General features: G+C 63.1%; 19 protein-coding genes. 8 read left to right on the top strand and 11 right to left on the bottom strand.

Annotated elements, in window-relative coordinates; all coding sequences use genetic code 11:
- Window positions 1-7 precede the first annotated feature (7 nt).
- The gene (gene carA / locus BM234_RS05600) at window positions 8-1,159 is read right to left on the bottom strand and encodes a glutamine-hydrolyzing carbamoyl-phosphate synthase small subunit (protein ID WP_092061582.1); all 1,152 of its coding nucleotides are present in this window, start codon (window positions 1,157-1,159) and stop codon (window positions 8-10) included.
- Window positions 1,160-1,344: 185 nt separating this feature from the next.
- On the opposite strand from carA, the gene BM234_RS05595 reads away from it, so the two are divergent.
- A complete protein-coding gene (locus BM234_RS05595; RefSeq protein WP_092061579.1) occupies window positions 1,345-1,803 on the top strand; it encodes a GatB/YqeY domain-containing protein in 459 nt (152 codons plus the stop codon).
- A gap of 66 nt (window positions 1,804-1,869) precedes the next feature.
- Here the strand turns inward: BM234_RS05595 and BM234_RS05590 are convergent, their stop codons facing one another.
- The gene (locus tag BM234_RS05590) at window positions 1,870-2,370 is read right to left on the bottom strand and encodes a DUF2244 domain-containing protein (RefSeq protein WP_092061576.1); all 501 of its coding nucleotides are present in this window, start codon (window positions 2,368-2,370) and stop codon (window positions 1,870-1,872) included.
- 144 nt (window positions 2,371-2,514) lie between these two features.
- A complete protein-coding gene (locus tag BM234_RS05585; RefSeq protein ID WP_092061573.1) occupies window positions 2,515-3,147 on the bottom strand; it encodes a VPLPA-CTERM sorting domain-containing protein in 633 nt (210 codons plus the stop codon).
- Between the two features lie 163 nt (window positions 3,148-3,310).
- On the opposite strand from BM234_RS05585, the gene BM234_RS05580 reads away from it, so the two are divergent.
- Window positions 3,311-3,634 (top strand): hypothetical protein, encoded by a 324-nt coding sequence (locus tag BM234_RS05580; RefSeq protein ID WP_092061570.1) that lies wholly within the window; start codon window positions 3,311-3,313, stop codon window positions 3,632-3,634.
- The gene (locus tag BM234_RS05575; protein ID WP_092061568.1) at window positions 3,619-4,047 is read left to right on the top strand and encodes a putative nucleotide-diphospho-sugar transferase; all 429 of its coding nucleotides are present in this window, start codon (window positions 3,619-3,621) and stop codon (window positions 4,045-4,047) included. The genes BM234_RS05580 and BM234_RS05575 overlap by 16 nt, the downstream gene beginning before the upstream one ends.
- 207 nt (window positions 4,048-4,254) lie before the next feature.
- Here the strand turns inward: BM234_RS05575 and BM234_RS05570 are convergent, their stop codons facing one another.
- Genes BM234_RS05570 through xdhA form a run of 7 tightly spaced genes read right to left on the bottom strand, consistent with a single transcriptional unit; the run spans window position 4,255 to window position 13,624 of the window.
- Window positions 4,255-5,334, bottom strand: coding sequence for a BMP family ABC transporter substrate-binding protein (locus BM234_RS05570; protein ID WP_092061565.1), 1,080 nt, complete (start codon window positions 5,332-5,334; stop codon window positions 4,255-4,257).
- 56 nt (window positions 5,335-5,390) lie between these two features.
- A complete protein-coding gene (locus BM234_RS05565; RefSeq protein WP_092061562.1) occupies window positions 5,391-6,311 on the bottom strand; it encodes an ABC transporter permease in 921 nt (306 codons plus the stop codon).
- Window positions 6,311-7,393, bottom strand: a complete 1,083-nt coding sequence (locus BM234_RS05560; RefSeq protein ID WP_092061559.1) for an ABC transporter permease — start codon at window positions 7,391-7,393, stop codon at window positions 6,311-6,313. The genes BM234_RS05565 and BM234_RS05560 overlap by 1 nt, the downstream gene beginning before the upstream one ends.
- 36 nt (window positions 7,394-7,429) lie before the next feature.
- The gene (locus BM234_RS05555) at window positions 7,430-8,947 is read right to left on the bottom strand and encodes an ABC transporter ATP-binding protein (RefSeq protein ID WP_092061556.1); all 1,518 of its coding nucleotides are present in this window, start codon (window positions 8,945-8,947) and stop codon (window positions 7,430-7,432) included.
- A complete protein-coding gene (xdhC, locus tag BM234_RS05550; protein ID WP_092061553.1) occupies window positions 8,914-9,858 on the bottom strand; it encodes a xanthine dehydrogenase accessory protein XdhC in 945 nt (314 codons plus the stop codon). Before xdhC ends, BM234_RS05555 begins: the two co-directional genes overlap by 34 nt.
- Complete coding sequence (gene xdhB / locus BM234_RS05545; RefSeq protein ID WP_092061550.1) at window positions 9,855-12,269, bottom strand: xanthine dehydrogenase molybdopterin binding subunit; 2,415 nt, start codon at window positions 12,267-12,269, stop codon at window positions 9,855-9,857. The genes xdhC and xdhB overlap by 4 nt, the downstream gene beginning before the upstream one ends.
- Entirely contained in the window at window positions 12,266-13,624 is a 1,359-nt protein-coding gene (gene xdhA / locus BM234_RS05540) for a xanthine dehydrogenase small subunit (protein WP_092061545.1), read from the bottom strand. Before xdhA ends, xdhB begins: the two co-directional genes overlap by 4 nt.
- Window positions 13,625-13,875: 251 nt before the next feature.
- Here xdhA and dnaE point away from each other — a divergent pair, with 251 nt between their 5' ends.
- On the top strand, window positions 13,876-17,403 hold the full coding sequence (gene dnaE, locus BM234_RS05535) for a DNA polymerase III subunit alpha (RefSeq protein WP_092063203.1): 3,528 nt from the start codon (window positions 13,876-13,878) through the stop codon (window positions 17,401-17,403).
- A gap of 106 nt (window positions 17,404-17,509) precedes the next feature.
- Window positions 17,510-17,764: a hypothetical protein gene (locus BM234_RS05530; protein ID WP_092061542.1), complete on the top strand. Its 255-nt coding sequence runs from the start codon at window positions 17,510-17,512 to the stop codon at window positions 17,762-17,764.
- Between the two features lie 25 nt (window positions 17,765-17,789).
- On the opposite strand, the gene BM234_RS05525 is transcribed toward BM234_RS05530, so the two are convergent.
- Window positions 17,790-17,999 carry a SlyX family protein gene (locus BM234_RS05525; protein ID WP_175501208.1) on the bottom strand — a complete coding sequence of 70 codons (210 nt, stop codon included), beginning with the start codon at window positions 17,997-17,999 and terminating at the stop codon, window positions 17,790-17,792.
- Between the two features lie 108 nt (window positions 18,000-18,107).
- Between BM234_RS05525 and hisS the strand changes: the two genes are divergently transcribed.
- From hisS to hisG, 3 genes are read left to right on the top strand one after another with little or no spacing between them, the layout of a single operon-like run.
- Window positions 18,108-19,607: a histidine--tRNA ligase gene (gene hisS, locus BM234_RS05520; protein WP_092061539.1), complete on the top strand. Its 1,500-nt coding sequence runs from the start codon at window positions 18,108-18,110 to the stop codon at window positions 19,605-19,607.
- Entirely contained in the window at window positions 19,607-20,692 is a 1,086-nt protein-coding gene (locus BM234_RS05515) for an ATP phosphoribosyltransferase regulatory subunit (RefSeq protein WP_092061536.1), read from the top strand. Before hisS ends, BM234_RS05515 begins: the two co-directional genes overlap by 1 nt.
- The gene (gene hisG, locus BM234_RS05510; RefSeq protein ID WP_092061533.1) at window positions 20,689-21,396 is read left to right on the top strand and encodes an ATP phosphoribosyltransferase; all 708 of its coding nucleotides are present in this window, start codon (window positions 20,689-20,691) and stop codon (window positions 21,394-21,396) included. The genes BM234_RS05515 and hisG overlap by 4 nt, the downstream gene beginning before the upstream one ends.
- Window positions 21,397-21,490: the final 94 nt, after the last annotated feature.

Below are 21,490 nucleotides of genomic sequence, written 5' to 3'. Positions count from 1 at the left end.
CGCCGCCCTATTTGGCCATCGCCGCGCTGAAACGCTCAAACAGGTAATAGCTGTCTTGCGGGCCGGGGCTGGCTTCGGGGTGATACTGCACCGAAAACACGGGGCGTTCGGCCATGCGGATCCCACAGTTCGAGCCATCGAACAGCGATACATGCGTCTCGATCACATCCTTGGGCAGGGTCTGGCTGTCGACGGTGAAACCGTGGTTCATGGAGGTGATCTCCACCTTGCCGGTTTCATTGTCGCGCACGGGATGGTTGGCCCCGTGGTGGCCGTGGTTCATCTTGACGGTCTTGGCACCCAAGGCGAGGGAGAGGATTTGATGCCCGAGGCAGATGCCGAAGATGGGCAGTTCCGTCTTGTCCAGAACCTCCCGCAGCATGGGCACGGCATAGGCCCCGGTCGCGGCGGGATCGCCGGGACCGTTTGACAGGAAAATCCCGTCAGGGTTCAGCGCCAGAATGTCTTCGGCGGTGGCCGTGGCGGGCATCACCGTGACGTCGCAGCCGGTTGAGGCGAGGCAGCGCAGGATATTGCGCTTTGCCCCGTAATCTATGGCGACGACCTTGTGCTTGGGCTCGGTCAGGCGGGTGTAGCCATCAGGCCATGCCCACCGCATTTCGTCCCAGCGATAGCTTTGGGCGCAGGTCACGCTCTTGGCCAGATCAAGCCCTTCGAGCCCGTTGAATGCACGGGCGCGGGCGACCAGTGCCGCGAGGTCGAAATTGCCGTCCGGGTTGTGTTCCAACGCAACATGGGGCGCGCCTTGCTGGCGGATTGCGCGGGTCAGGCGGCGCGTGTCGATGCCGCCGATGGCGATCCGGCCCCGTTTGGCCAGCCAATCGGAAAGTGGCTCTGCGGAGCGCCAGTTGGATGGCTGCGTCGGGTCCCATTTGACGACCATGCCGGCGGCGACCGGATCCATGGTTTCGTCGTCTTCGGGATTGACGCCGGTGTTACCGATATGAGGAAACGTGAAGGTGACGATCTGCCCCGCGTAGGAGGGATCGGTCATGATTTCCTGATAGCCGGTCATGGCTGTGTTGAAGCACAATTCGGCTTCGGTCGAGCCCGTGGCACCGAAGCCGCGTCCGTAAAAGACGGTGCCATCTGCGAGGGCAAGGCAGGCGGTCGGGTGGGTCCCGGCGGAAAGGGGCATCGCTCGACTCTCTCTTTCAGCTGATCGGGGCATACCTATGGAGCGGCGCGGGCGCCGTCAACCCCCTCTCTGTTTTTTGAAAATACACGTGGAAACAAGGGCTTAACTTATGGCGCCCTCCCTTGCCTGCAACGCGGCGATCCGTTAACACTTGGGGCTTGCCGAAGCGACCCGGGAATTGATCCATGGATATACGTACCAAAGTCAACGAAGGGCTCAAAGCCGCGATGAAGTCCAAGGAGGTCGAGCGTCTCTCGACGCTGCGGCTCATCAATGCCGCGATCAAGGACCGCGAGATCGCGAACCGTGGCGATGAGGAAAGCGAAGGGGTGTCCGAGGCGGATATCCTTCAAATCCTTGGCAAAATGGTCAAGCAACGTCAGGAAAGCGCGCGTGTCTATGAAGAGGGCGGGCGGCTTGAACTGGCGGAGCGGGAACGGGCCGAGATCACTATCATCGAGGAATATCTCCCGCGCCAGTTGACCGAAGAAGAGGTCGAAAAGGCGGTCGACAAGGCCATTGCGGAGACGGGGGCCAGCTCCATTCGTGATATGGGCCGGGTCATGGGTGTGCTCAAATCAAAGTACACCGGGCGGATGGATTTCGGGGCGGCGGGGCCGCTCGTGAAGGACCGTCTCTCCTGAGGGGCGATTGCCCCAAGTCTTTGAAATGTGGGTATGACTTTTGTATGACAAGTGTATGACATCGCGTCATACACTTGTATGACTGCGCGCATCGCGCAGCGCGTCGGACAATTCCCCAAAGAGCGTGCGACGCTCCGCCTCCGACAAGAATCGCCCGATCTCCACCTCACGGGGTCCGTCGCCGCGGAGCGTCAGGTAGTGGGGCACCGGCCCGCCGCGGGCGTGCATCTCCACCTGAGCCCAATAGCTGTTGCTCTGCCAGTCCTGCACATCGCCTGACGGGTTGTGCCGGGTCAGGCGGATGAGGCGCGGTGTGATCGTCAACTCCTCCAGCAGATCGGCATCGCGGTAGTTCCGGCTGAACCCGAACCAAAGCGCCCCGAGCGCGAGCGCGATGAAGGGCAGCAGCCCCCAGAGGATCGGAGTGCCGAGCACGGCGAGAAGCGGCAAGCTGAGCAGCGTGGCCGTCGCCGCGATCACCAACACGAAGCCGCGTCGCGGCAGCGACCGATAGGGCCAGACGGCCAGTTCCGTGCGATGCTCTTTGCGGGTCCATTGATAGGGCATGGCGGGGCCTCCGCGACGGGAGGATAGCGGCGTGCGGAGAAAAGAAAAGCGCGCGGCGGCGGGTCCGATTGACGCAAGGCCGCGATGCGGCCCCCGCGCTTTGGCAGGGGCCGCGTCGCGGGGGCCGACTTCGGCGCGCGGGCGCTATTGTTTGCGGCGGCGGCGCAAGAGGGTGGTGCCGCCCAAACCGGCGAGGAGCAGAGGCAGCGTTGCGGGCAGGGGAACGGTTGTCAGCGGATCATGCGGCCCGATGACCGAACTGCCTTCGAGGCCGCTGATGAAATCGAGATCGAAGCCGGGCGCGCTGCCCCCTCGGTCGAGGCCGACGACCTTGACCGCCGTGACCTTGATCCCGGCGATCCCGAGTGTCGCCAGATCGAACGTGCTGACCGCGTTGCCATAGGCCACGCCAAGATAGGTGAACGTCGCGCCCCAGTTGGTCGAAACGAAAACGTCCGCGTCCTCATTGCCGTTGCCGATCTCTCCGACAAAGAGATCATCCTGCCCCGCGGCGTCGACGATGTAGCCGGTGGAGAAACCGAGGGTGGCAAAGCTGTTGAGCGTCAGGCCAGACGCGGTATCGGTATAGGTCGGAAGGGAGACATAGCTGCTGTCATCGGTTAGCACTCCCGACGTATCGAGCCCGGCGGTGATGCCTTCGACGTTGTAGTCGATCACCGTGTCGGCAACGATCGTCGCGGCGCTTGCAGCCCCGGCCGCGAGGGCGCTTGCCGCGATGGTCACTATGAGGGGAAGTGTCCGTGAAATGGACGTCATGTGGAAACCTTTCAAAAAATAATTAGTAAACAATAAAATGAGTTAACCACGTTGTCTTCCCTAGGGTCAACAAGAAGACCATGGCACCCGCCGTCCTTTGGGGCCTTTGCGTTGACATCGGCCCCGAAGGAGGGAAGCAATTGCGGGGGCACGGGAGGGGCCTATGGGCGCTGTGATCGTGGCGCCGGTTCGCGCGAGGCAGGACAATGACATGATGCAAAGCGATGTCGGGCCGTTCGTGTTTTCGGTCATCGACCGCAATTACCTGCGGCTGGGCGAGGCATGGGGGCGGGAGGTTCGGCGCGTCACGGGCCGCGCCCCGAGCTTCGTCTGTGCGGATGAGACGGCGCGGGCGTTCCTCTCGGGGCAGGGATTTTCATGCCTCTCCCACCTGCCTGAGGGGGAGTTGGCCGCGGATGACCGGATCGTCTATGGAAACAGTACCTTCCCAAGCGACAAGGCGGATTCACGGTGTCGCTCAAGCTGATCGAAGCGCTGGACCGGATCAGGGATGGCGTGCCGGTTATCTATAGCGACGTGGACGCAATCTGGCGGCAAGATCCCATTGCGCAGATCCTGACCCTCGACGTGGATTTCGCGTTTCAGCCAGCCTCCTTTCCCCAGAGCACGAAGCAGGCGTGGGGGTTTTCGGTCTGTACCGGGTTTTTCTTCATGCGCCCCTGCGCGGCGGTGGAGACGCTGTTGCACGCGGCGGTGGAGCGGTTCGACGGAAGCGACCAGCGGACGATCAACGAGGTGCTGCTGTCGGATTTCGATGTGGACTGGGCCGAACGGCCCGCAGGCTGGCGGCGCTGTTCTCTTGAGGGGGGCTGGACCGCACCGATCCTGGGGGAGTGTCGGAAAACCGGTCTGCGCCTCGCGGCGTTGCCGCATTCCTAGTACCAGCGCCACGGAACAAAGCCCAAGACCGCCCGACATGCGATCATCCTGCATCCCAATTCGGAAAAGGATGAGCGGGACAAGATCGCGGTGCTGGAGCGGCTTGGGGTCGCGCTGTTCTAGGGGCTGATCGCGCGCAGGAGCGCCCGGAACGCAATGACCCCGCCGGGTGGGGCGGGGTCATCTGGGTCGAATGCCGGGGGCCGCTTATTGCGGGATGTCGCCGGAGATGCCTTCGACGTAGAAGTTCATGCCGAGCAGGGTGCCGTCATCGGCGCTTTCGCCTTCGGCGAGCCAGTCGGAGCCGTCCTGCTTCTTGAGCGGGCCGGTGAAGGGGTGATACGCGCCGCTTGCGATCTCGTCCTTGAGGGCCAGCGCTTCGGCCTTGACCTCGGCGGGGACCACGTCGGAAATCTCACCGATGCCGACCATGCCAGCGCCGATGCCATCCCATGTGTCCGTGCTTTCCCACGTGCCATCGACAACCGCGCGGACGCGGTCGATGTAGTAGGGCGCCCAGTTGTCGATGATGGAGGAGACGCGCGGCTTGGGCGCGTATTCCGCCATGTCGGAGGCCTGACCGAAGGTGATGACGTTGCCCGCTTCCTGCGCTGCGGCTTGCGGCGCGGTGGAGTCGGTGTGTTGCAGGATCACGTCCGCGCCCTGTTCGATCAGCGCCTTGGCGGCATCGGCCTCTTTGGCCGGGTCGAACCATGTGTAGGCCCAGATGATCTTGAACTCGACGTCCGGGTTGACCTTCTTGGCGTGGATATAGGCGGAGTTGATGCCGCGGATCACTTCGGGGATCGGGTAGGAACCGATGTAGCCGATGACGTTGCTTTCGGTCATGGAGCCGGCGATGTGGCCCTGAACCGCGCGGCCCTCATAGAAGCGGGCGCCATAGGTGCTGACGTTGTCGGAGCGCTTGTAGCCGGTGGCATGTTCGAATTTCACGTTCGGGAACTTGGCGGCGACGTTGATCGTCGGGTCCATGTAGCCAAAGGAGGTCGTGAAGATCAGGTCCGCGCCATTGAGCGCCATCTGGGTCAGCACGCGCTCGGCGTCGGGGCCTTCGGGAACGCTTTCGACAAAGACGGTCTCGACCGCGTCGCCGAATTCTTCCTCGACGGCAAGGCGGCCCTGATTGTGCTCATAGGTCCAGCCGCCGTCGCCCACGGGACCGACGTAGATGAAGCCGACCTTGGTCTTGTCCTGCGCTGCTGCACCGGTGGCAAGCCCGAGCGCGGCGGCCGAGGCGGCCATCAGGAAGCGTCTAGTGAATGTCATTGGTTTCCCCTTTGGTTGGTATTTTTTGGTTGTGTGAAAGTTTGCGGTTCGCCGCGTCAGCTCGAGGCATGGAAAATGCGCCCGAGCGAGGCCGGGGCGCGGCTCTTGTCGGCTGACATGAGCACGAGCACGAGGATGGTGATGATGTAGGGCGACATGGCGAGATACTCGACCGGAACGGCGAGGCCCGCCGCCTGCAGGTTGAGTTGCAGCACGCTGAGCCCGCCGAAGAGATACGCGCCAAGCAGCACCCGCAGCGGTTTCCAACTGGCAAAGACCACAAGGGCGAGGGCGATCCATCCGATGCCGGCGGTCATGCCTTCGGTCCATTGCGGCACGCGGATCAGCGAGATGTAGGCCCCCCCGAGGCCCGCGCAGGCGCCGCCAAAGAGGATGGCGAGGATGCGCACGCGCACGACCTTGTAGCCAAGGGCATGGGCCGCAGTATGATTTTCGCCCACGGCCCGAAGGATAAGGCCCGCACGGGTGAACTTGAGGAAGGCCCATGTGGCGATGGTCAGGGCAATGCCGAAGTAGAGCACGGGATCGTGGCTGAAGAGGACGCGCCCGACGAAGGGCAGGTCCGACAGGCCGGGCAGGTCGAGCCGCGCCATGCTGGGCGGTTTGACCCCGACATAGGATTGGCCGAGCAGCGCCGAGAGGCCGAGGCCAAAGAGGGTCAGGGCGAGGCCTGAGGCAACCTGATTGGCAAGGACCAGTTGGGTCAGCAGCGCGAAAAGCAACGACAGGAGCGCCCCGCCAATCGCCGCAAAGACGAGGCCGAGATAGGGCGAGCCGGTTTCCACCGAAATGGCAAAGCCGCAGATCGCGCCGGTGATCATCATCCCCTCCACCCCGAGGTTCAGAACGCCCGCCCGCTCTACGATAAGCTCACCAAGGGCGGCGAGCAGCAGCGGGGTCGCAGCCACCATGAGGGACGCGATGAGCAGGGTCGGGGAGATCGCGGTAAGATCCATCAGGCGGCCTCCGTCCGCGCAAGGCGGATCCGATAATTGGTGAGCAGGTCGGCGGCGAGCAGGAAGAACAGCAACATGCCCTGAAACACCTGAATGGCGGCGGCGGGCAGGCCGAGGTTCGACTGGGCGATTTCACCGCCGATATAGGTGAGCGCCATGAGCAGCCCCGCAAGCAGGATGCCGACCGGGTGCAGCCGCCCGAGAAAAGCGACGATGATCGCGGTGAAGCCATAGCCCACGTTGAAGTCGATCGAAACCATGCCAGCGGGGCCGGAGACCTCAAAGAGCCCGGCAAGCCCGGCGAGCGCGCCAGAGGTGCCAAGGCAGAAAAGCACGAGACGGGTGGGATTGACGCCCGCGAACCGTGCGGCGCGCGGGGCCTCGCCGGTCAGGCGGATGTGATAGCCCAGCATGTGTCGGTTGAGCAGCACATAGGCGGCGATCACGGCGATGAGCGCGGCCACGACGCCCCAGTGCATGCCCGTGCCGGTGAAGAGTTCGGCATTATGGGCAGAGGCGTATTGCTGAAGGTTGCGGGAGCCGGGAAAGCCGAAACCCTCGGGGTTCTTCATCAGGCCCAGCGCCATGGAGGCGAGAAACTGTTCGGCCACATAGACCAGCATGAGGGAGACGAGGATCTCACTCGTGCCGAAGCGGGTTTTCAGGATGGCCGGGATCATCGCCCAGACGAAGCCGCCGAACGCCCCGGCGATCACCATGAGCGGAAAGATCAGCCAGCTTTCGGTGGGGTAGAACGCAAGGCCGACCCCGGCGCCGCAAAGCGCGCCGATGATGTATTGCCCTTCGGCGCCGATGTTCCAGATGCCCGCGCGAAAGCCCAGCGAAAGCCCGATGGCGATCAGGACGAGCGGCGCGCCTTTGACCATGAGCTGGGGCCGGTAGTAGAAGGCGAATTCGCCAAAGAGCGGTTCCCAGAAAATGGTTTCGATGGCGGTGATCGGGTTGGTGCCCAGCGCGCCAAAGAGCAGCCCGCCCACGATCATGGTGGTCACCACGGCGATGATCGGGGTGAGGAGGGCCACGCGGCGATTGGGTTCGGGGCGCCGTTCGAGGGTCAGCATGGGGTGCGCTCCTGCGTCGGGTGCGAGGGCCGGGGATCAGACATGGGCGACCTCCATCCCGTGCGCGCCGCCCATCATCAGGCCGATCTGCTCGACGCTCAGCCCCTGCGCGGGGCGGATTTCCGACAGGCGACCTTCGTTGAGGGCGGCGAAGCGGTCGGAGATTTCCATGAGCTCGTCGAGATCCTGACTGATACAGAGGATCGCGGTGCCGTTGGTCGCAAGATCAAGAAGCGCCTGGCGGATGGCCGCGGCGGCGGAGGCATCGACGCCCCATGTCGGCTGGTTCACGACAAGCACGCGGGGGTCCTGAAGCACTTCGCGGCCGATCACGAATTTCTGCAGGTTGCCGCCCGAAAGCGCGCGGGCGGCGGTGTGGGGGCCGGGGGTGCGCACGTCGAAGCGGGATATGATCCGCTCGGCAAACCCCTGCGCGGCGGACCAGTTGATCATCCCGCGTTTGGTCAATGCCTGTCGGTGTGCGCCCGTGAGGAGGGCGTTTTCCGTAAGGCTCATGTCGGGGGCGGCGGCATGGCCCAGCCGTTCCTCCGGTGCGGAGAGAAGGCCCAGCCGGCGGCGCGCTTCGGGGCCCCTGCGGCCGATGGGCTGACCGCCGAGGCGGATCGTGTCCGCATCACTGCGCAACTCGCCGGAGAGCGCGCCAAGCAGTTCGTCCTGACCGTTGCCGGCGACGCCGCCGATCCCGAGCACTTCGCCCTTGTGCAGGGTGAAGGTGATGTCACGCAGGCTGGTGCCGAAGGGGGAGGGAGAGCGCGCCTTGAGGCCCGTGACCTCCAGCGCGATCTCATCGCTTGCGACGGCGGCGCGCGCGGGGGCGGTGAGCGTTTCACCGACCATCATCTCGGCCATGGCGCTGGCCGTGGTCTTGCGCGGCGTGCAGGTGCCGACGACCCGGCCAAGGCGCAGCACGGTGGCCTCGTCGCACAGGGTGCGGATCTCTTCGAGCTTGTGGGAAATATAGAGGATCGCGGTGCCGTCGGCGGAAAGCTTGCGGAGGGTGCGAAACAGGATTTCCACCTCCTGCGGGGTGAGGACCGAAGTCGGCTCATCCATGATCAGAAGTTTGGGATCTTGCAGCAGGCAGCGGATGATCTCCACCCGCTGGCGCTCCCCGGCGGAAAGCTCCCCCACGGTGCGCTCCGGATCGAGCGGTAGGCCGTAGAGCAGCGAGACCTTGCGGATCCGCGCGGAAAGATCGGCAAGGCGGGGCGGATTTTCCATGCCGAGCGCGATATTCTCGGCCACGTTCATCGCATCGAAGAGGGAGAAATGCTGAAACACCATCGCCACGCCCTGTTCGCGGGCAAAGCGCGGCTCTTCGGGAGTATAGGGCGCGCCGTTCAGGGTCATGGTGCCGGCATCGGGTTTGACCAACCCGTAGATCATCTTGACGAGAGTCGATTTGCCCGCCCCGTTCTCACCGAGCAGGGCATGCACTTCGCCCGGCTTGATCGCAAAGGAGACATCGTCATTGGCGACGACGCCGGGATAGGCCTTGGTCAGGCCCCGAAGCTCGATGAGCGGCTGTCCCACTGGGTGCTGTCCCTGTCTTTTTCCGAGTTCAATAGTGCGGCAGCGACTCCAATCGCAATGGCTTGGGGGTGCTTGCCGAGATCTTTTCGCCCAATGGGGCAGCGTATGCGCATAATTTCATCATGGCTATGCCCAAGGTTGTGCAGCCTTTTCCGGAAGCGCGCCCATTTCGTGGCCGATCCGATCACCCCGGCCGCGCCGAAGCCCCGCCGCAGCAGCGCATCGCAAAGAGCGAAGTCGATATCGTGGCTGTAGGTCAGAATGAGATGCTCCGCATCGGTCGGCGCGTGGGCGGCAAGTTGCTCCGGCGCGGCGGCGGGCAGGGCGGTCACGCCCTCGGGGATTTCCGCGGGGAACCGCTCAGGCGCGGTGTCGATCCACGTGATCGACAGGTCAGGCAGCGGGGATAGCGTGGTGACGAGCGCCCGCCCCACGTGACCCGCACCCCAGATCCAAAGCTGTCTCGTCGGGCGCAGGACGGGTTCGAGGAACCAGCCCTGCAACAGGTGCGGCGCGGGGCGGATGCCCTGAGCGCGGGCACGGTCCAGCGTGCGGGCGACGGCGAGGGGCATCTCGGCCCCGTCCACGGGCCGGGCCGCGACCTCGTGGATGTCCGCCAGCCGATCCGCATCCCACTCTTCGGTCAGGAGCGTCACCGCCCCGCCGCAGCATTGTCCGAGGTCCGGCCCAAGCGCGTGGCGCGAAAGCCCGCGGCGGCCCGTTCGTGCGTTTCGCGCGGCCTCGTGTTCCAGTGTGCCGCCGCCGATCGTGCCGCTTTGGCCATCCTTCCAGACGAGCATCGACGCGCCTACCTCTCGGGGGGCGGAGCCTTTTACCTCGGCCACCACGACGCGCGCGACGGGGCCATGCGCGGCGATCGCCCGCCGGATCGCAGAAAGATCGAAACTCATTCCTGCACCCGGGTGACTGCCGCAAGGACGCGTTCCGCCGTCGCGGGGGCATCCAGCGCCGGGTAGCGTTCCCCGCAGGCGGACACCGCATCCGACAGGGCCATGAGTGCGCTGATGCCCAGCATGAAAGGCGGCTCTCCCACGGCCTTGGAGCGATAGATGGTGTCCTCCTTGTTGTGCCCATCCCAGAGCGCGACGTTGAAGACCTTGGGCCGGTCGGAACAGGCGGGGATCTTGTAGGTGGAGGGGGCATGGGTGCGCAGCCGCCCGGCGCTGTCCCAGACGAGTTCCTCTGTGGTGAGCCAGCCAGCCCCCTGCACATAGCCGCCCTCGATCTGGCCCCGGTCAATGGCCGGGTTCAGCGAGGCACCGCAGTCATGCAGGATATCGGTGCGCAGGATGCGATTTTCCCCGGTCAGCGTGTCGATGACAACTTCTGTCACCGCCGCGCCATAGGCGAAGTAGAAGAAGGGGCGGCCATCCCCCTTGAGACGGTCCCACGCGAGTTTCGGAGTGCGATAGAAGCCCGTGGCCGACAGGCTGACGCGGGATTCATAGGCGAGTTTGGCCACGTCGGCGAAGCTATAGCTTTCGGCGCCAACGAATACCTCACCCCCTTCGAACCGCACTGCGGAGGCGTCCGTCTGGTGCCGGGACGCGAGGACCTGTGCCATGCGGTCGCGGATCGTGTCGCACGCGGCCTTGACCGCCATGCCGTTGAGATCGGAGCCGGAGGAGGCGGCGGTGGCGGAGGTGTTGGGAACCTTGCCCGTATCCGTCGCCGTGATCCGCACCTTGTCCACCGAGACGCCAAAGCGGTCGGCGGCCACTTGCGCCACCTTGAGGAACAGACCCTGTCCCATTTCCGTGCCGCCGTGGTTCATGTGGATCGAGCCGTCCTGATAGACGTGCACCAGCGCCCCCGCCTGATTGAGGTGGGTGAGGGTGAATGAAATCCCGAACTTCACCGGGGTCATCGCGATGCCCTTCTTCAGGATCGGGTTCGCGGCGTTCCATTCGCGCACCGCGGCGCGGCGGGCCTGGTATTGAGAGGAACGGGCCAACTCTTCCACCATGTCGTGCAGGATGAAATCCTCCACCGCCATGCCATAGGGTGTCGTCTGGGCACCGCGCGGGGCGGGAACGGCAGGGCCGGGGGGGACCTCCCCGACGGCGCCGCGCGAGGTGACGTCGACCGTGCTGTCGGGCACGCCGCGGGGCGCTGGGGACTTGGCGGGGGATTGGGGCGCGGATTGCGCGCCGCCGTCGCCGGTGCCGTAGAAGTTGCGACGGCGCACGTCCAGCGGATCAAGGTGAAGCGCATGGGCGATGTGGTCCATCACACGCTCGATCCCGACCATCCCCTGCGGTCCGCCGAAGCCGCGAAAGGCGGTGGCGCTCTGGGTGTTGGTCTTGAGCCGGTGGCTTTCGATCCGGGCATGGGGGAGCAGGTAGGCGTTGTCGGAATGCAGCATCGCCCTGTCGGCGACGGGCAGAGACAGGTCCTGCGCCCAGCCGCACCGGACCAGATGCACGAATTCGACCCCCGAAAGACGGCCCTCATCATCGAAGCCCGCGCGATACTCGATACGGAAATCGTGGCGCTTGCCGGTGATCATCATGTCGTCGTCGCGATCATAGCGCATCTTGGCGGGACACCCGGTGAGCTCCGCCGCGAGCGCACAGGAAATCGCAAGCGCATTGCCCTGACTTTCCTTGCCGCCGAACCCGCCACCCATCCGCCGCGTTTCCACCCGTACCGAATGCATCGGCAGGCCGAGCGCTTCGGCGACCTTGTGTTGAATTTCGGTGGGATGCTGGGTCGAGGAGTGAACGACCATGTCGCCACCTTCTTGCGGCAGCGCGAGGGCGGCTTGCCCCTCCAGATAGAAATGCTCCTGTCCACCGAGCTCCATCTTGCCCTCGACGACATGCGGGGCACCGTCGATCGCCTCGCCGGCATCGCCCTTTTCCCAGACGATGGGACCCTTTTCGAAACGGGAGTCCGCACCGAGCGCATCGTCGATGGTCAGGATGGCGTCGCGTTCCTTGTAGGTGATCTGGGCCAGACGCGCGGCCTTGCGGGCCTGAAGGTGGCTCTCGGCGATGACCAGAAACACCGGCTGGCCGAGATAGTTGATCGTATGGCCGGACAGCAGCGGTTCATCATGGGCGCTGGGCGAACAATCGGCGGCACGTTGAAGATCACCAGCCTGCAGGACCGCGATGACACCCGGCGCGGCGCGCACGGGATCAAGATCCAGCGCCGTGATCCTGCCCGCCGCGATTTGCGCCATCCCAAAGGCGAGGTGCACGCAGTTCGCCGGAACAGGGATGTCATCGACATAGCGCGCAGCGCCGGACACATGCAGAGGGGCCGCGTCGTGGGGGAGGGGTTTCGCGACGCTCATGCCGACACCCCCAACACGGAAACCTGAGTGCCTGAAATATCGTGGAAATAGCGTGTGAGCAGGTTGCGCGCGGCTTCGAGCCGATACTCCGCACTGGCCCGCATATCTGACAGCGGCTCAAAGTCCTCCGCCAGGGCGGCCCTTGCGTTTGCCAAAGTTGCCTCTGACCAAGGGCGGCCTTCGAGAATTTCCTCTACGGAATGGGCGCGCTGGGGAATGCCGGCCATGCCGCCAAAAGCGATGCGCGCGGAACGGATGGTGCCGTCCTGAACCGTGACGTTGAAGCAGCCGCAAACCGCAGAAATATCCTGATCGAAGCGTTTGGAGATCTTGTAGCATCGCAGGGCCTCGGCCCCTCGGGGCAGGGTGACGGCCTCCACGAATTCGCCGGGTTGCCTGTCTTGCTTGCCATAATCGAGGAAGAAGGATTCCAGCGGGATCTGTCGCCGGGCATCCCCTTTGCGCAGGTGCAAGACCGCGCCGAGCGCGATGAGCGCGGGAGGATTGTCCCCTATGGGGGAGCCGTTGGCGATGTTGCCGCCGATCGTCGCGGCTGCGCGCACCTGCGCAGAGCCATAGCGGCGGATCATCTCGGCGTAGGACGGATATTCGTCCTGCATCAGCGCATGAACCCGGTCCATGGTGACGCCCGCACCGATGCGGATTTCGGTTTCGGCGATGTCGATCTGTTGCAGATCGCGGCAGCGATGCAGAAAGGCGACCGGTGCGATGTCGCGCAATTGTTTGGTGACCCAAAGCCCGACATCGGTGGCCCCGGCGACGAGCACGCCCTCAGGGTTGGCGGCGTACCATTCGGCCAGCGCGTCGGCTGTTTCGGGCACGGCATCGGTCGGCTCCACCTGCGGCGGGGTTTCTTGCATCCAGTTTGGCACGGGGGCCTCCGCCGCGGCTTCGGCCGCCCGCACGATGGGCGCATAGCCCGTGCACCGGCAGAGGTTCCCGGCGAGCGCATCGTCGTGCGCGCGATCGCCTTTCAGATGGGCGACGGCCATGCTGACCACGAAGCCGGGGGTGCAAAAGCCGCACTGGCTGCCGTGTTCGGCCACCATCGCCTCCTGCACGGGATGACCTGCGCGATCCGGTCCGGCGATGCCTTCGACGGTCCGCAGTGCTTTGCCGTGAAGTTGCGGCAGCAACAGGATACAGGCGTTGAGCGCCTTTACCCCTTGCGCATCCGTCACCATCACGGTGCAGGCTCCGCAATCCCCTTCGTTGCAACCCTCTTTCGTGCCCTTCAGTCCGCGTGTTTCGCGCAACCAATCGAGCAGAGTCACCGTTGGCGCGACCCCGTTCAAGGTCACAGTCTCTCCGTTGAGAAGAAACGTGATGTCCATTGCGATTAAACCCGCCGCCATACTGTTTGAACTCCGCGCGTCCCCTTCGATGCGGCGTAGAAGGGGGGGAGATCCCAAAAAACTTTCCGCAGTTTGGCGGGGGGGAGATGCAGTTTGCAAGGATTTTCTGTCGCATGGCATCGCATCGGCGGCGCGGGTTGCCCGGAAAATCAGCCATGCGGATCTCTTGACGGGACGGGAGGGCCGAGTTGGGGCTTTCGGCCACCGAAGGCCGGGCGTATCCTGCTGGCATGAGCAACGCCCCCCGATTCATCCATCTTCGCACCCACACCGAATACTCCCTCCTCGAAGGGGCCATGCGGCTCAAGAAGCTGCCGGGCATCTGCGCGGGAATGGGGATGCCGGCGGTGGCGATCACCGACACCAACAACATGTTTGCCGCCTTGGAATTTTCCGTGACGGCGGCGGGTGCGGGGGTGCAGCCGATCATCGGGTGTCAGGTCGATCTGCGCTATCTTGAGCCGCAACCGGGCGAACGGGCCCAGCCGCCCGCGCCGGTTGTCCTGCTGGCCCAGACGGAGCGCGGCTATGAGCATCTGATGAAGCTCAACACCTGCCTTTATCTGCGCGGCGACGGTGAGTTTCCTCATGTCACCGTGGAGGAACTCAAGGCGCATTCCGAGGGGTTGATCTGTTTGACGGGCGGGCCGGATGGCCCGGTAGGCCGGTTGCTGCGCGCGGGGCAGCATTCCGCCGCCGAGGCATTGATGCAGCACCTGCACGCCGCCTTTGAGGACCGGCTTTACGTGGAGTTGCAACGGCATCCCGGCGACAATGGGTTGCCAGAAGCCGAGCGGCTGACCGAGCGCGGCTTTGTCGAGATGGCCTATTCTATGGCGATCCCGCTGGTCGCGACGAACGATGCCTATTTCCCCAAGCCGGACATGTACGAGGCGCATGATGCGCTGATCTGTATCGCCGAGGGCGCCTATGTCGATCAGCAGGACCCGCGCCGCCGCCTGACACCGCAGCACTACTTCAAGAGTCAGGAAGAGATGTTGGCGCTTTTCGCGGACTTGCCAGAGGCAACCGCGAATACCGTGGAGATCGCGAAGCGCTGTGCCTTCATGGCCTATCGCCGCGATCCGATCCTGCCCAGGTTTGCCGATGACGAGGTGGAGGAATTGCGCCGTCAGGCCAAGCAAGGTCTGAAAGATCGGCTTGCCGTGATACCCCATGCGGCCTCTGTCGAAGAGTATGACAAACGGCTCGATTTCGAGCTTGGCATCATCGAGGGGATGGGGTTTCCGGGCTACTTCCTGATCGTTGCAGATTTCATCAAATGGGCCAAGGACGAAGATATCCCCGTAGGGCCGGGCCGCGGCTCCGGTGCGGGGTCTCTCGTAGCCTACGCATTGACGATTACTGATTTGGATCCATTGCGTTACAGCCTTCTCTTCGAGCGTTTCCTTAACCCTGAACGGGTGTCCATGCCCGACTTTGACATCGACTTTTGCATGGATCGCCGCGAAGAAGTCATCCGCTACGTTCAGCAGAAATACGGACGCGACAAGGTCGGCCAGATCATCACCTTTGGTGCGTTGCTGTCAAAGGCGGCGGTGCGCGATGTGGGGCGCGTATTGCAGCTGCCATACGGGCAGGTGGATCGTCTGTCGAAGATGATCCCGGTGGAGGGGGTCAAACCCGTTTCCATCGAAAAGGCCCTGCGCGATGAGCCGCGCCTTCAGGAGGAAATCCGGGAGACGGAACAGGATCGGCGGGAGGGCAAGGCGAATCCCGCCAAACGCCTCTTTGATTATGCGCAACAGGTCGAGGGTCTTTTGCGCAATGCGTCTACCCACGCCGCGGGGGTCGTGATCGGGGACAGACCGCTCGATGCGCTTGTCCCGCTCTATCAGGATCCGCGATCCGATATGCCGGCCACGCAGTTCAATATGAAATGGGTGGAGCAGGCGGGGCTGGTGAAGTTCGACTTCCTCGGCCTCAAGACACTCACCGTCATTCAGAACGCCATCGAACAGATCCACGCATCGAACCGCCCGCTACATATCGCGGCCGATGGAACGCAGATCTATGAGCCGGCCGACGGGGCCGAGAACCAGATCAACGCGATCCCGCTCGACGATGAGAAAACCTATCGCCTCTATGCAAGAGCCAAGACGGTGGCGGTATTTCAGGTGGAATCCTCGGGCATGATGGACGCGCTCAAGCGCATGAAACCGACGTGCATCGAGGATATCGTCGCGCTCGTGGCGCTCTATCGACCCGGCCCGATGGAGAACATCCCGAAATACTGCGAGGTGAAGAACGGCCTGTCGGAACGCGACCGGCTGCACCCGTCGATCGACCATATCCTTGATGAGACCCAAGGCATCATCGTCTATCAGGAACAGGTGATGCAAATCGCGCAGGAGATGGCGGGCTATACGCTTGGCGGTGCCGATCTGCTTCGTCGCGCGATGGGTAAGAAGATCCAGGAAGCGATGGATGCGGAGCGCCCGAAGTTCATCGAAGGCTCCAAGAAGCACGGGGTGGACGACGAGAAGGCGCTCGAAGTCTGGAACCTGCTCGACAAGTTCGCCAACTACGGCTTCAACAAATCCCACGCTGCGGCCTATGCGGTGGTGTCGTACCAGACCGCATGGCTCAAGGCGAACCACCCGGTTGAGTTCATGGCTGGGGTCATGAACTGTGATATCCATCTCACCGACAAGCTCAGCGTGTATTTCGAGGAAGTGAAAAAGGGTCTCAGCCTGCCTTGGGTGCCGCCTTGCGTGAACCGCTCGGAGGCGACCTTCAAGGTGGAGGATGGGGCTCTGGTCTATGGGCTCGGGGCGCTCAAGAACGTCGGGGTGGAGGCGATGCGCCTGATCGTCGAGGGACGTGCCGACAAACCCTTTGTGACCATATACGATTTTGCCCGTCGGGTGGATCTCAAGCGGATCGGCAAACGCCCACTGGAAATGCTGGCCCGTGCCGGAGCGTTCGATGAACTTGACCGGAACCGTCGCCGCATATTCGAGAGCATCGAGGCACTGGCAGGGTATTCCGCCGCAATTCACGATCAAAAGAACTCATCCCAAGTGTCGCTTTTTGGTGAAGCGGGCGACGATCTGCCTGAACCAAGGCTTTCTGCCGTCAACGACTGGATGCCCGCGGAACGCCTGAATGAGGAGTTCAAGGCCGTCGGGTTCTACCTCTCTGGACATCCGCTTGATGACTACATGACCGCCCTGAAACGAAAGGGCGTCATGACGCTGGACGAGGTGCACGCCAAAGCAGAGCGCGGTGCGCATGTGGCCAAGATGGCGGGCGTTGTGGCGGGACGGCAGGAACGCAAATCCGCGCGCGGCAACCGGTTTGCCTTCTGCCAACTCTCCGACACGACCGGCGGCTATGAGGTTACGTTGTTTTCCGACACGCTGGAAACGGCGAGGGAGCATCTGGAGACGGGGGCCAAGGTTGTCGTCACCGTCGAGGCCACGATGGAAAGCGATCAGCTCAAACTGCTTGGTCGTTCTGTCGCGCCGATTGACACCGCAGTTGCAGGCGTCGGGGCAACCGGTTTGCGCATCTTCTTTGAAGACGAAGGTGCGGTGCGCCTGGCGCAAACGGTGCTTGAGGATGCCACTCGCACGGTGCGATCAGGGGGCAAGGGGCCGATCACATTCACCTTCTTTGATCCCGAAGGGTTGGGTGAGATCGACGTTACGCTCAAACAAGATTACCCGGTCAATCCCCAGATCAAGGGCGCGATCAAGAGTCTTTCCGGCGTGGTCGAGGTGCAGGATCTCTGATGCTGTCGGCGGGGGCTCGCCGATCTGGAAGCTGCCGCTGGTTAACCATGCTGCGCTTCGCTATGCGGCGAACAGTTTCCCTTTTCGTACTGGTTTGCGTGTTCCCATGTCTCGCTTCATGATGCTTTTCGCGACGGCGTTGCTGCTTGATGGCTGCATCGCGTCGTCCCCCTCCATGGCGCCGCCCGTGGCGGGCGTCATGCCTGAAACGTCGCGGTTCAACCTTCGTCCGTCGGCGGAAGATACGATGGCGGATTGGCCGCTTCTTACGGCGCTCATCGAGGTGCCCGAAGAGTGGACCCCCTCGGATACCGCAGACCTTCCGACCCGTCTCCTGACGGACGATGCCCGACTGCAATGATGCCCGGCTGCAGTAATGCCTGTCGTCAGTAGTGCGGCGGTCGTTCATCGCCGATCATCACGCTGCCAGGGCTTTCGGCCTCGCGTGCGGCTTCTCGGCGCATCAGCATCGTCACCTGAGTGGTCAGCTTTGCAATCTCGCTGTCTTGGCGGGTGACGACCTCATTCAGGTCATCCACCAACTTGGACAGGTGCGCGGCGGTCTCTTCCAGTTTTTCGATACGGTCATTGCTCATGGTTCAAGAGTTAGGGCAGGAAGCGCCCGTCGCCAAGGGCCTGTTGCCCCTCCGCGCGCCATTGGATAAAGCCAGCGGCGACAGCACCCGCGGATGAGGCCCGATCCAATGGCGAAAGTGAAGAAGCAACCCCGGCCCAAGGCCCAGACGCCCAAAGGGTTTCGCGACTACTTTGGCGCGGAGGTCAGCGAGCGTGCGGACATGCTCCGTACCATTGCGGCGGTCTATCACCGATACGGGTTTGACGCCTTGGAAAGTTCGGCCGTCGAGACGGTCGAGGCGCTGGGCAAGTTCCTTCCCGATGTCGATCGCCCGAACGAAGGGGTTTTTGCCTGGCAGGAAGATGACAGCGATTGGCTGGCGTTGCGCTATGATCTGACCGCGCCATTGGCCCGCGTCTATGCTCAGAACAGGAATGATTTGCCCACGCCGTACCGCCGTTTTGCCATGGGGCCGGTTTGGCGCAATGAAAAGCCGGGTCCGGGCCGGTTCCGTCAGTTCTATCAGTGTGATGCCGATACGGTCGGAAGCGCCTCCATGGCCGCCGATGCGGAAATCTGCGCGATGCTGTCGGATACCCTTGAGGCAGTTGGCATTCCGCGCGGCGATTACATCGTGCGGATCAACAACCGCAAGGTATTGAACGGCGTGCTGGAGGTCATGGGGGTCGGCGAAGGCGAGACCCGTGAGGCTGTGCTGCGCACGATCGACAAGTTCGACAAGGTCGGCGAAAGTGGCGTAAGGGAGCTTTTGGGGAAAGGCCGTCTGGACGCATCGGGCGCATATATCGACGGTGTGGGGCTGGCCCCCGAGAGCGCCGATCCGGTCATCGCCTTTCTGACCTCTCGTGCGGATGGCAACAGCGCGACCTTGGCCAACCTTCGGAGTGCCATCGAAGGTTCGACGATCGGCGAAGCGGGCGTGTCGGAATTGGAAGACATGGCCGCCTTGCTCGAAGCCCAAGGATATGGCCCCGATAGGATCGTGATCGACCCGGCCGTCGTCCGGGGGCTTGGGTACTATACCGGCCCGGTATTCGAAGCTGAGTTAACCTTTGAAATCACCGATGAAAAAGGCCGCCCGCGCCAATTTGGCTCTGTTGCCGGGGGTGGGCGTTATGACGACCTTGTCGCGCGTTTTACGGGCCAGACCGTGCCCGCGGTGGGTGTGTCCATCGGGGTTGATCGCCTGCTTGCCGCGCTGCGGGCAAAGGGGCGGCTCAGCAGTGCGCAGAACGGGCCGGTTGTAATCACGGTGATGGATCGCGACCGTATGGCCGATTATCAAGAAATTGTTGCCGAACTGCGAAACGAAAATATCCGGGCCGAGGTCTATCTCGGGAATCCCAAGAACTTTGGCAACCAACTGAAATATGCCGACCGGCGCGGGTCCCCAGTCGCGATTATTCAAGGCGGGGATGAGCAGGAAAAAGGCGTGGTGCAGATCAAGGACCTCATCCTGGGGGCGAAGATCGCCGAGAACGCCACTCTCGAAGAGTGGAAGGAGCGCCCGAGCCAGATCGAGGCGCCGCGCGCCGAACTTGTGGAACGTGTCCGGGAGATCCTCTCGACCCACGGTCTGCTTGCTGACGACGGCAGCTACGTTTGATGGTAACGCGTGCTGAAATACTGGCGGAGGCCGCCCGGCTTCGCGCACAGTTCGAGGCTCGTGGAGCGCAGCCTGTTGAGACGCCCGTACTGCAGCCAGCCGAAACCTTGCTGGATCTCTATGGCGAAGATATCCGGGGCCGCGCATATGTGACGTCCGACGCACTGCGCGGCGAACAGATGCTGCGCCCCGATTTCACCGTTCCGGTCGTTCAGATGCACATGGAAAGCGGCGCGGAACCTGCACGTTATACCTATGCGGGCGAGGTGTTCCGCCGTCAGGAAGCGGATGCGGATCGGGCCAACGAATATCTGCAGGTCGGCTTCGAAGTATTTGACCGTGAAAACCCTGCCGATGCCGATGCCGAGATTTTCTCGGCCATTGCAGAGGCGTTTGACGGACTGGACCTTCGTCGTGCGACGGGGGATATCGGCATTCTGACTGCCGCTGTCGCCGGTTTGCGCACCAGCGAAGCTCGAAAATGCGCGCTTGCTCGTCACATTTGGCATCCGCGCCGGTTCCGCGCCTTGATGGACCGTTTCTCCGGGCGGGCCCCGGTGCCAAGCTCTCGGCGTGCATTGCTTGAGGCCGAAGATCCGTTCGCACATGCAGGGCCAATGATCGGGCTGCGGTCCCGTACGGAAATCGAAGATCGGATAGCGGCTTTGCGCGCTGATGCCAGCGAGCCCCCCTTGTCTGCGCAGGAGATCGATCTGATCGAAGCGCTTCTCGCGACGCGGGAAACTTTGCCATTCGCGTTGGAGCACCTGCGCGATCTGGCCGTCGACTTGCCCTCAATCTCGCGGGCGGTAGAGACGATGGAGATTCGAATGGAGGCGCTCGCCCGGCGCGGGATCTCTCTTGAGACGCTGGATTTCGAGGCGAGCTACGGGCGCACATCCATGGAATATTACGACGGGTTTGTTTTCGGGTTCCTCGCGCCGCTTCGTCCTGACCTTCCACCTGTGGCGACAGGGGGCCGGTACGATGCCCTGACCCGGAGGCTCGGGAACGGGCAGGAAATTCCAGCTGTGGGTGGGGTCATTCGCCCCGGTCTCAAGCTTGAACTGGAGGCAGAGGCATGACCGTAAAACTCGGCGTTCCCTCCAAGGGCAGGCTTATGGAGAAGACTTTCGATTGGTTTGGCCGGCGGGGAATCGGCCTGCGCCGAACTGGCTCAGAGCGGGAATACGCTGCTTCGGTCGAAGGTATTGACGGGCTAGATCTGGTGTTGTTGTCCGCAGGGGAGATCCCGCGTGAGTTGTCCGCAGGGCGTATCCACCTCGGTGTGACGGGCAATGACCTTGTGCAGGAGAAGCTCGCGAACTGGGAACAGCAAGCAAGGGTTCTGACCGGCCTCGGGTTCGGGGAGGCAAACCTGATAATCGCTGTCCCGAATGCATGGGTTGATGTCAACACGCTTGAGGATCTGGATGCGGTGTCCCGTGCCTTTCGTGCCGTTCATGGGCACCGTTTGCGCATCGCAACCAAATACCATCGGCTCGTGCGGGAATTCCTGCGTGATCAAGGGGTTGCGGATTACCAGCTTGTCGATAGCCAGGGCGCGACGGAGGGTACGGTCAAGAATGAGACTGCGGAGGCTGTCGCGGATATCACCTCGACGGGAGAAACGCTGCGCGCCAACCACCTGAAGATTCTCGATGATGGCCTCATTCTGCGCAGTCAGGCCACGCTTTTCAAATCTCGTACTGCACCTCTCGCCGGAGATGAACGGGAAACGATGACTGCTTTGATCGATCGCTTGGAGATTGATCGGGAACCGCTTTAAGGCGAGTGACAGACTCGCAACAGGGGTAGCCGAAAGCCGTTTCGCATCGGCTTCTTCTCGTAAGCGCGTAGAACCGCGCGTAGGGTATTCGGTA

This window comes from Poseidonocella pacifica (genome assembly GCF_900111875.1).
Lineage (GTDB): Bacteria > Pseudomonadota > Alphaproteobacteria > Rhodobacterales > Rhodobacteraceae > Poseidonocella > Poseidonocella pacifica.
Note: the sequence above shows the minus strand (reverse complement) of the source record. Positions and strands in the feature narration are given on the sequence as shown.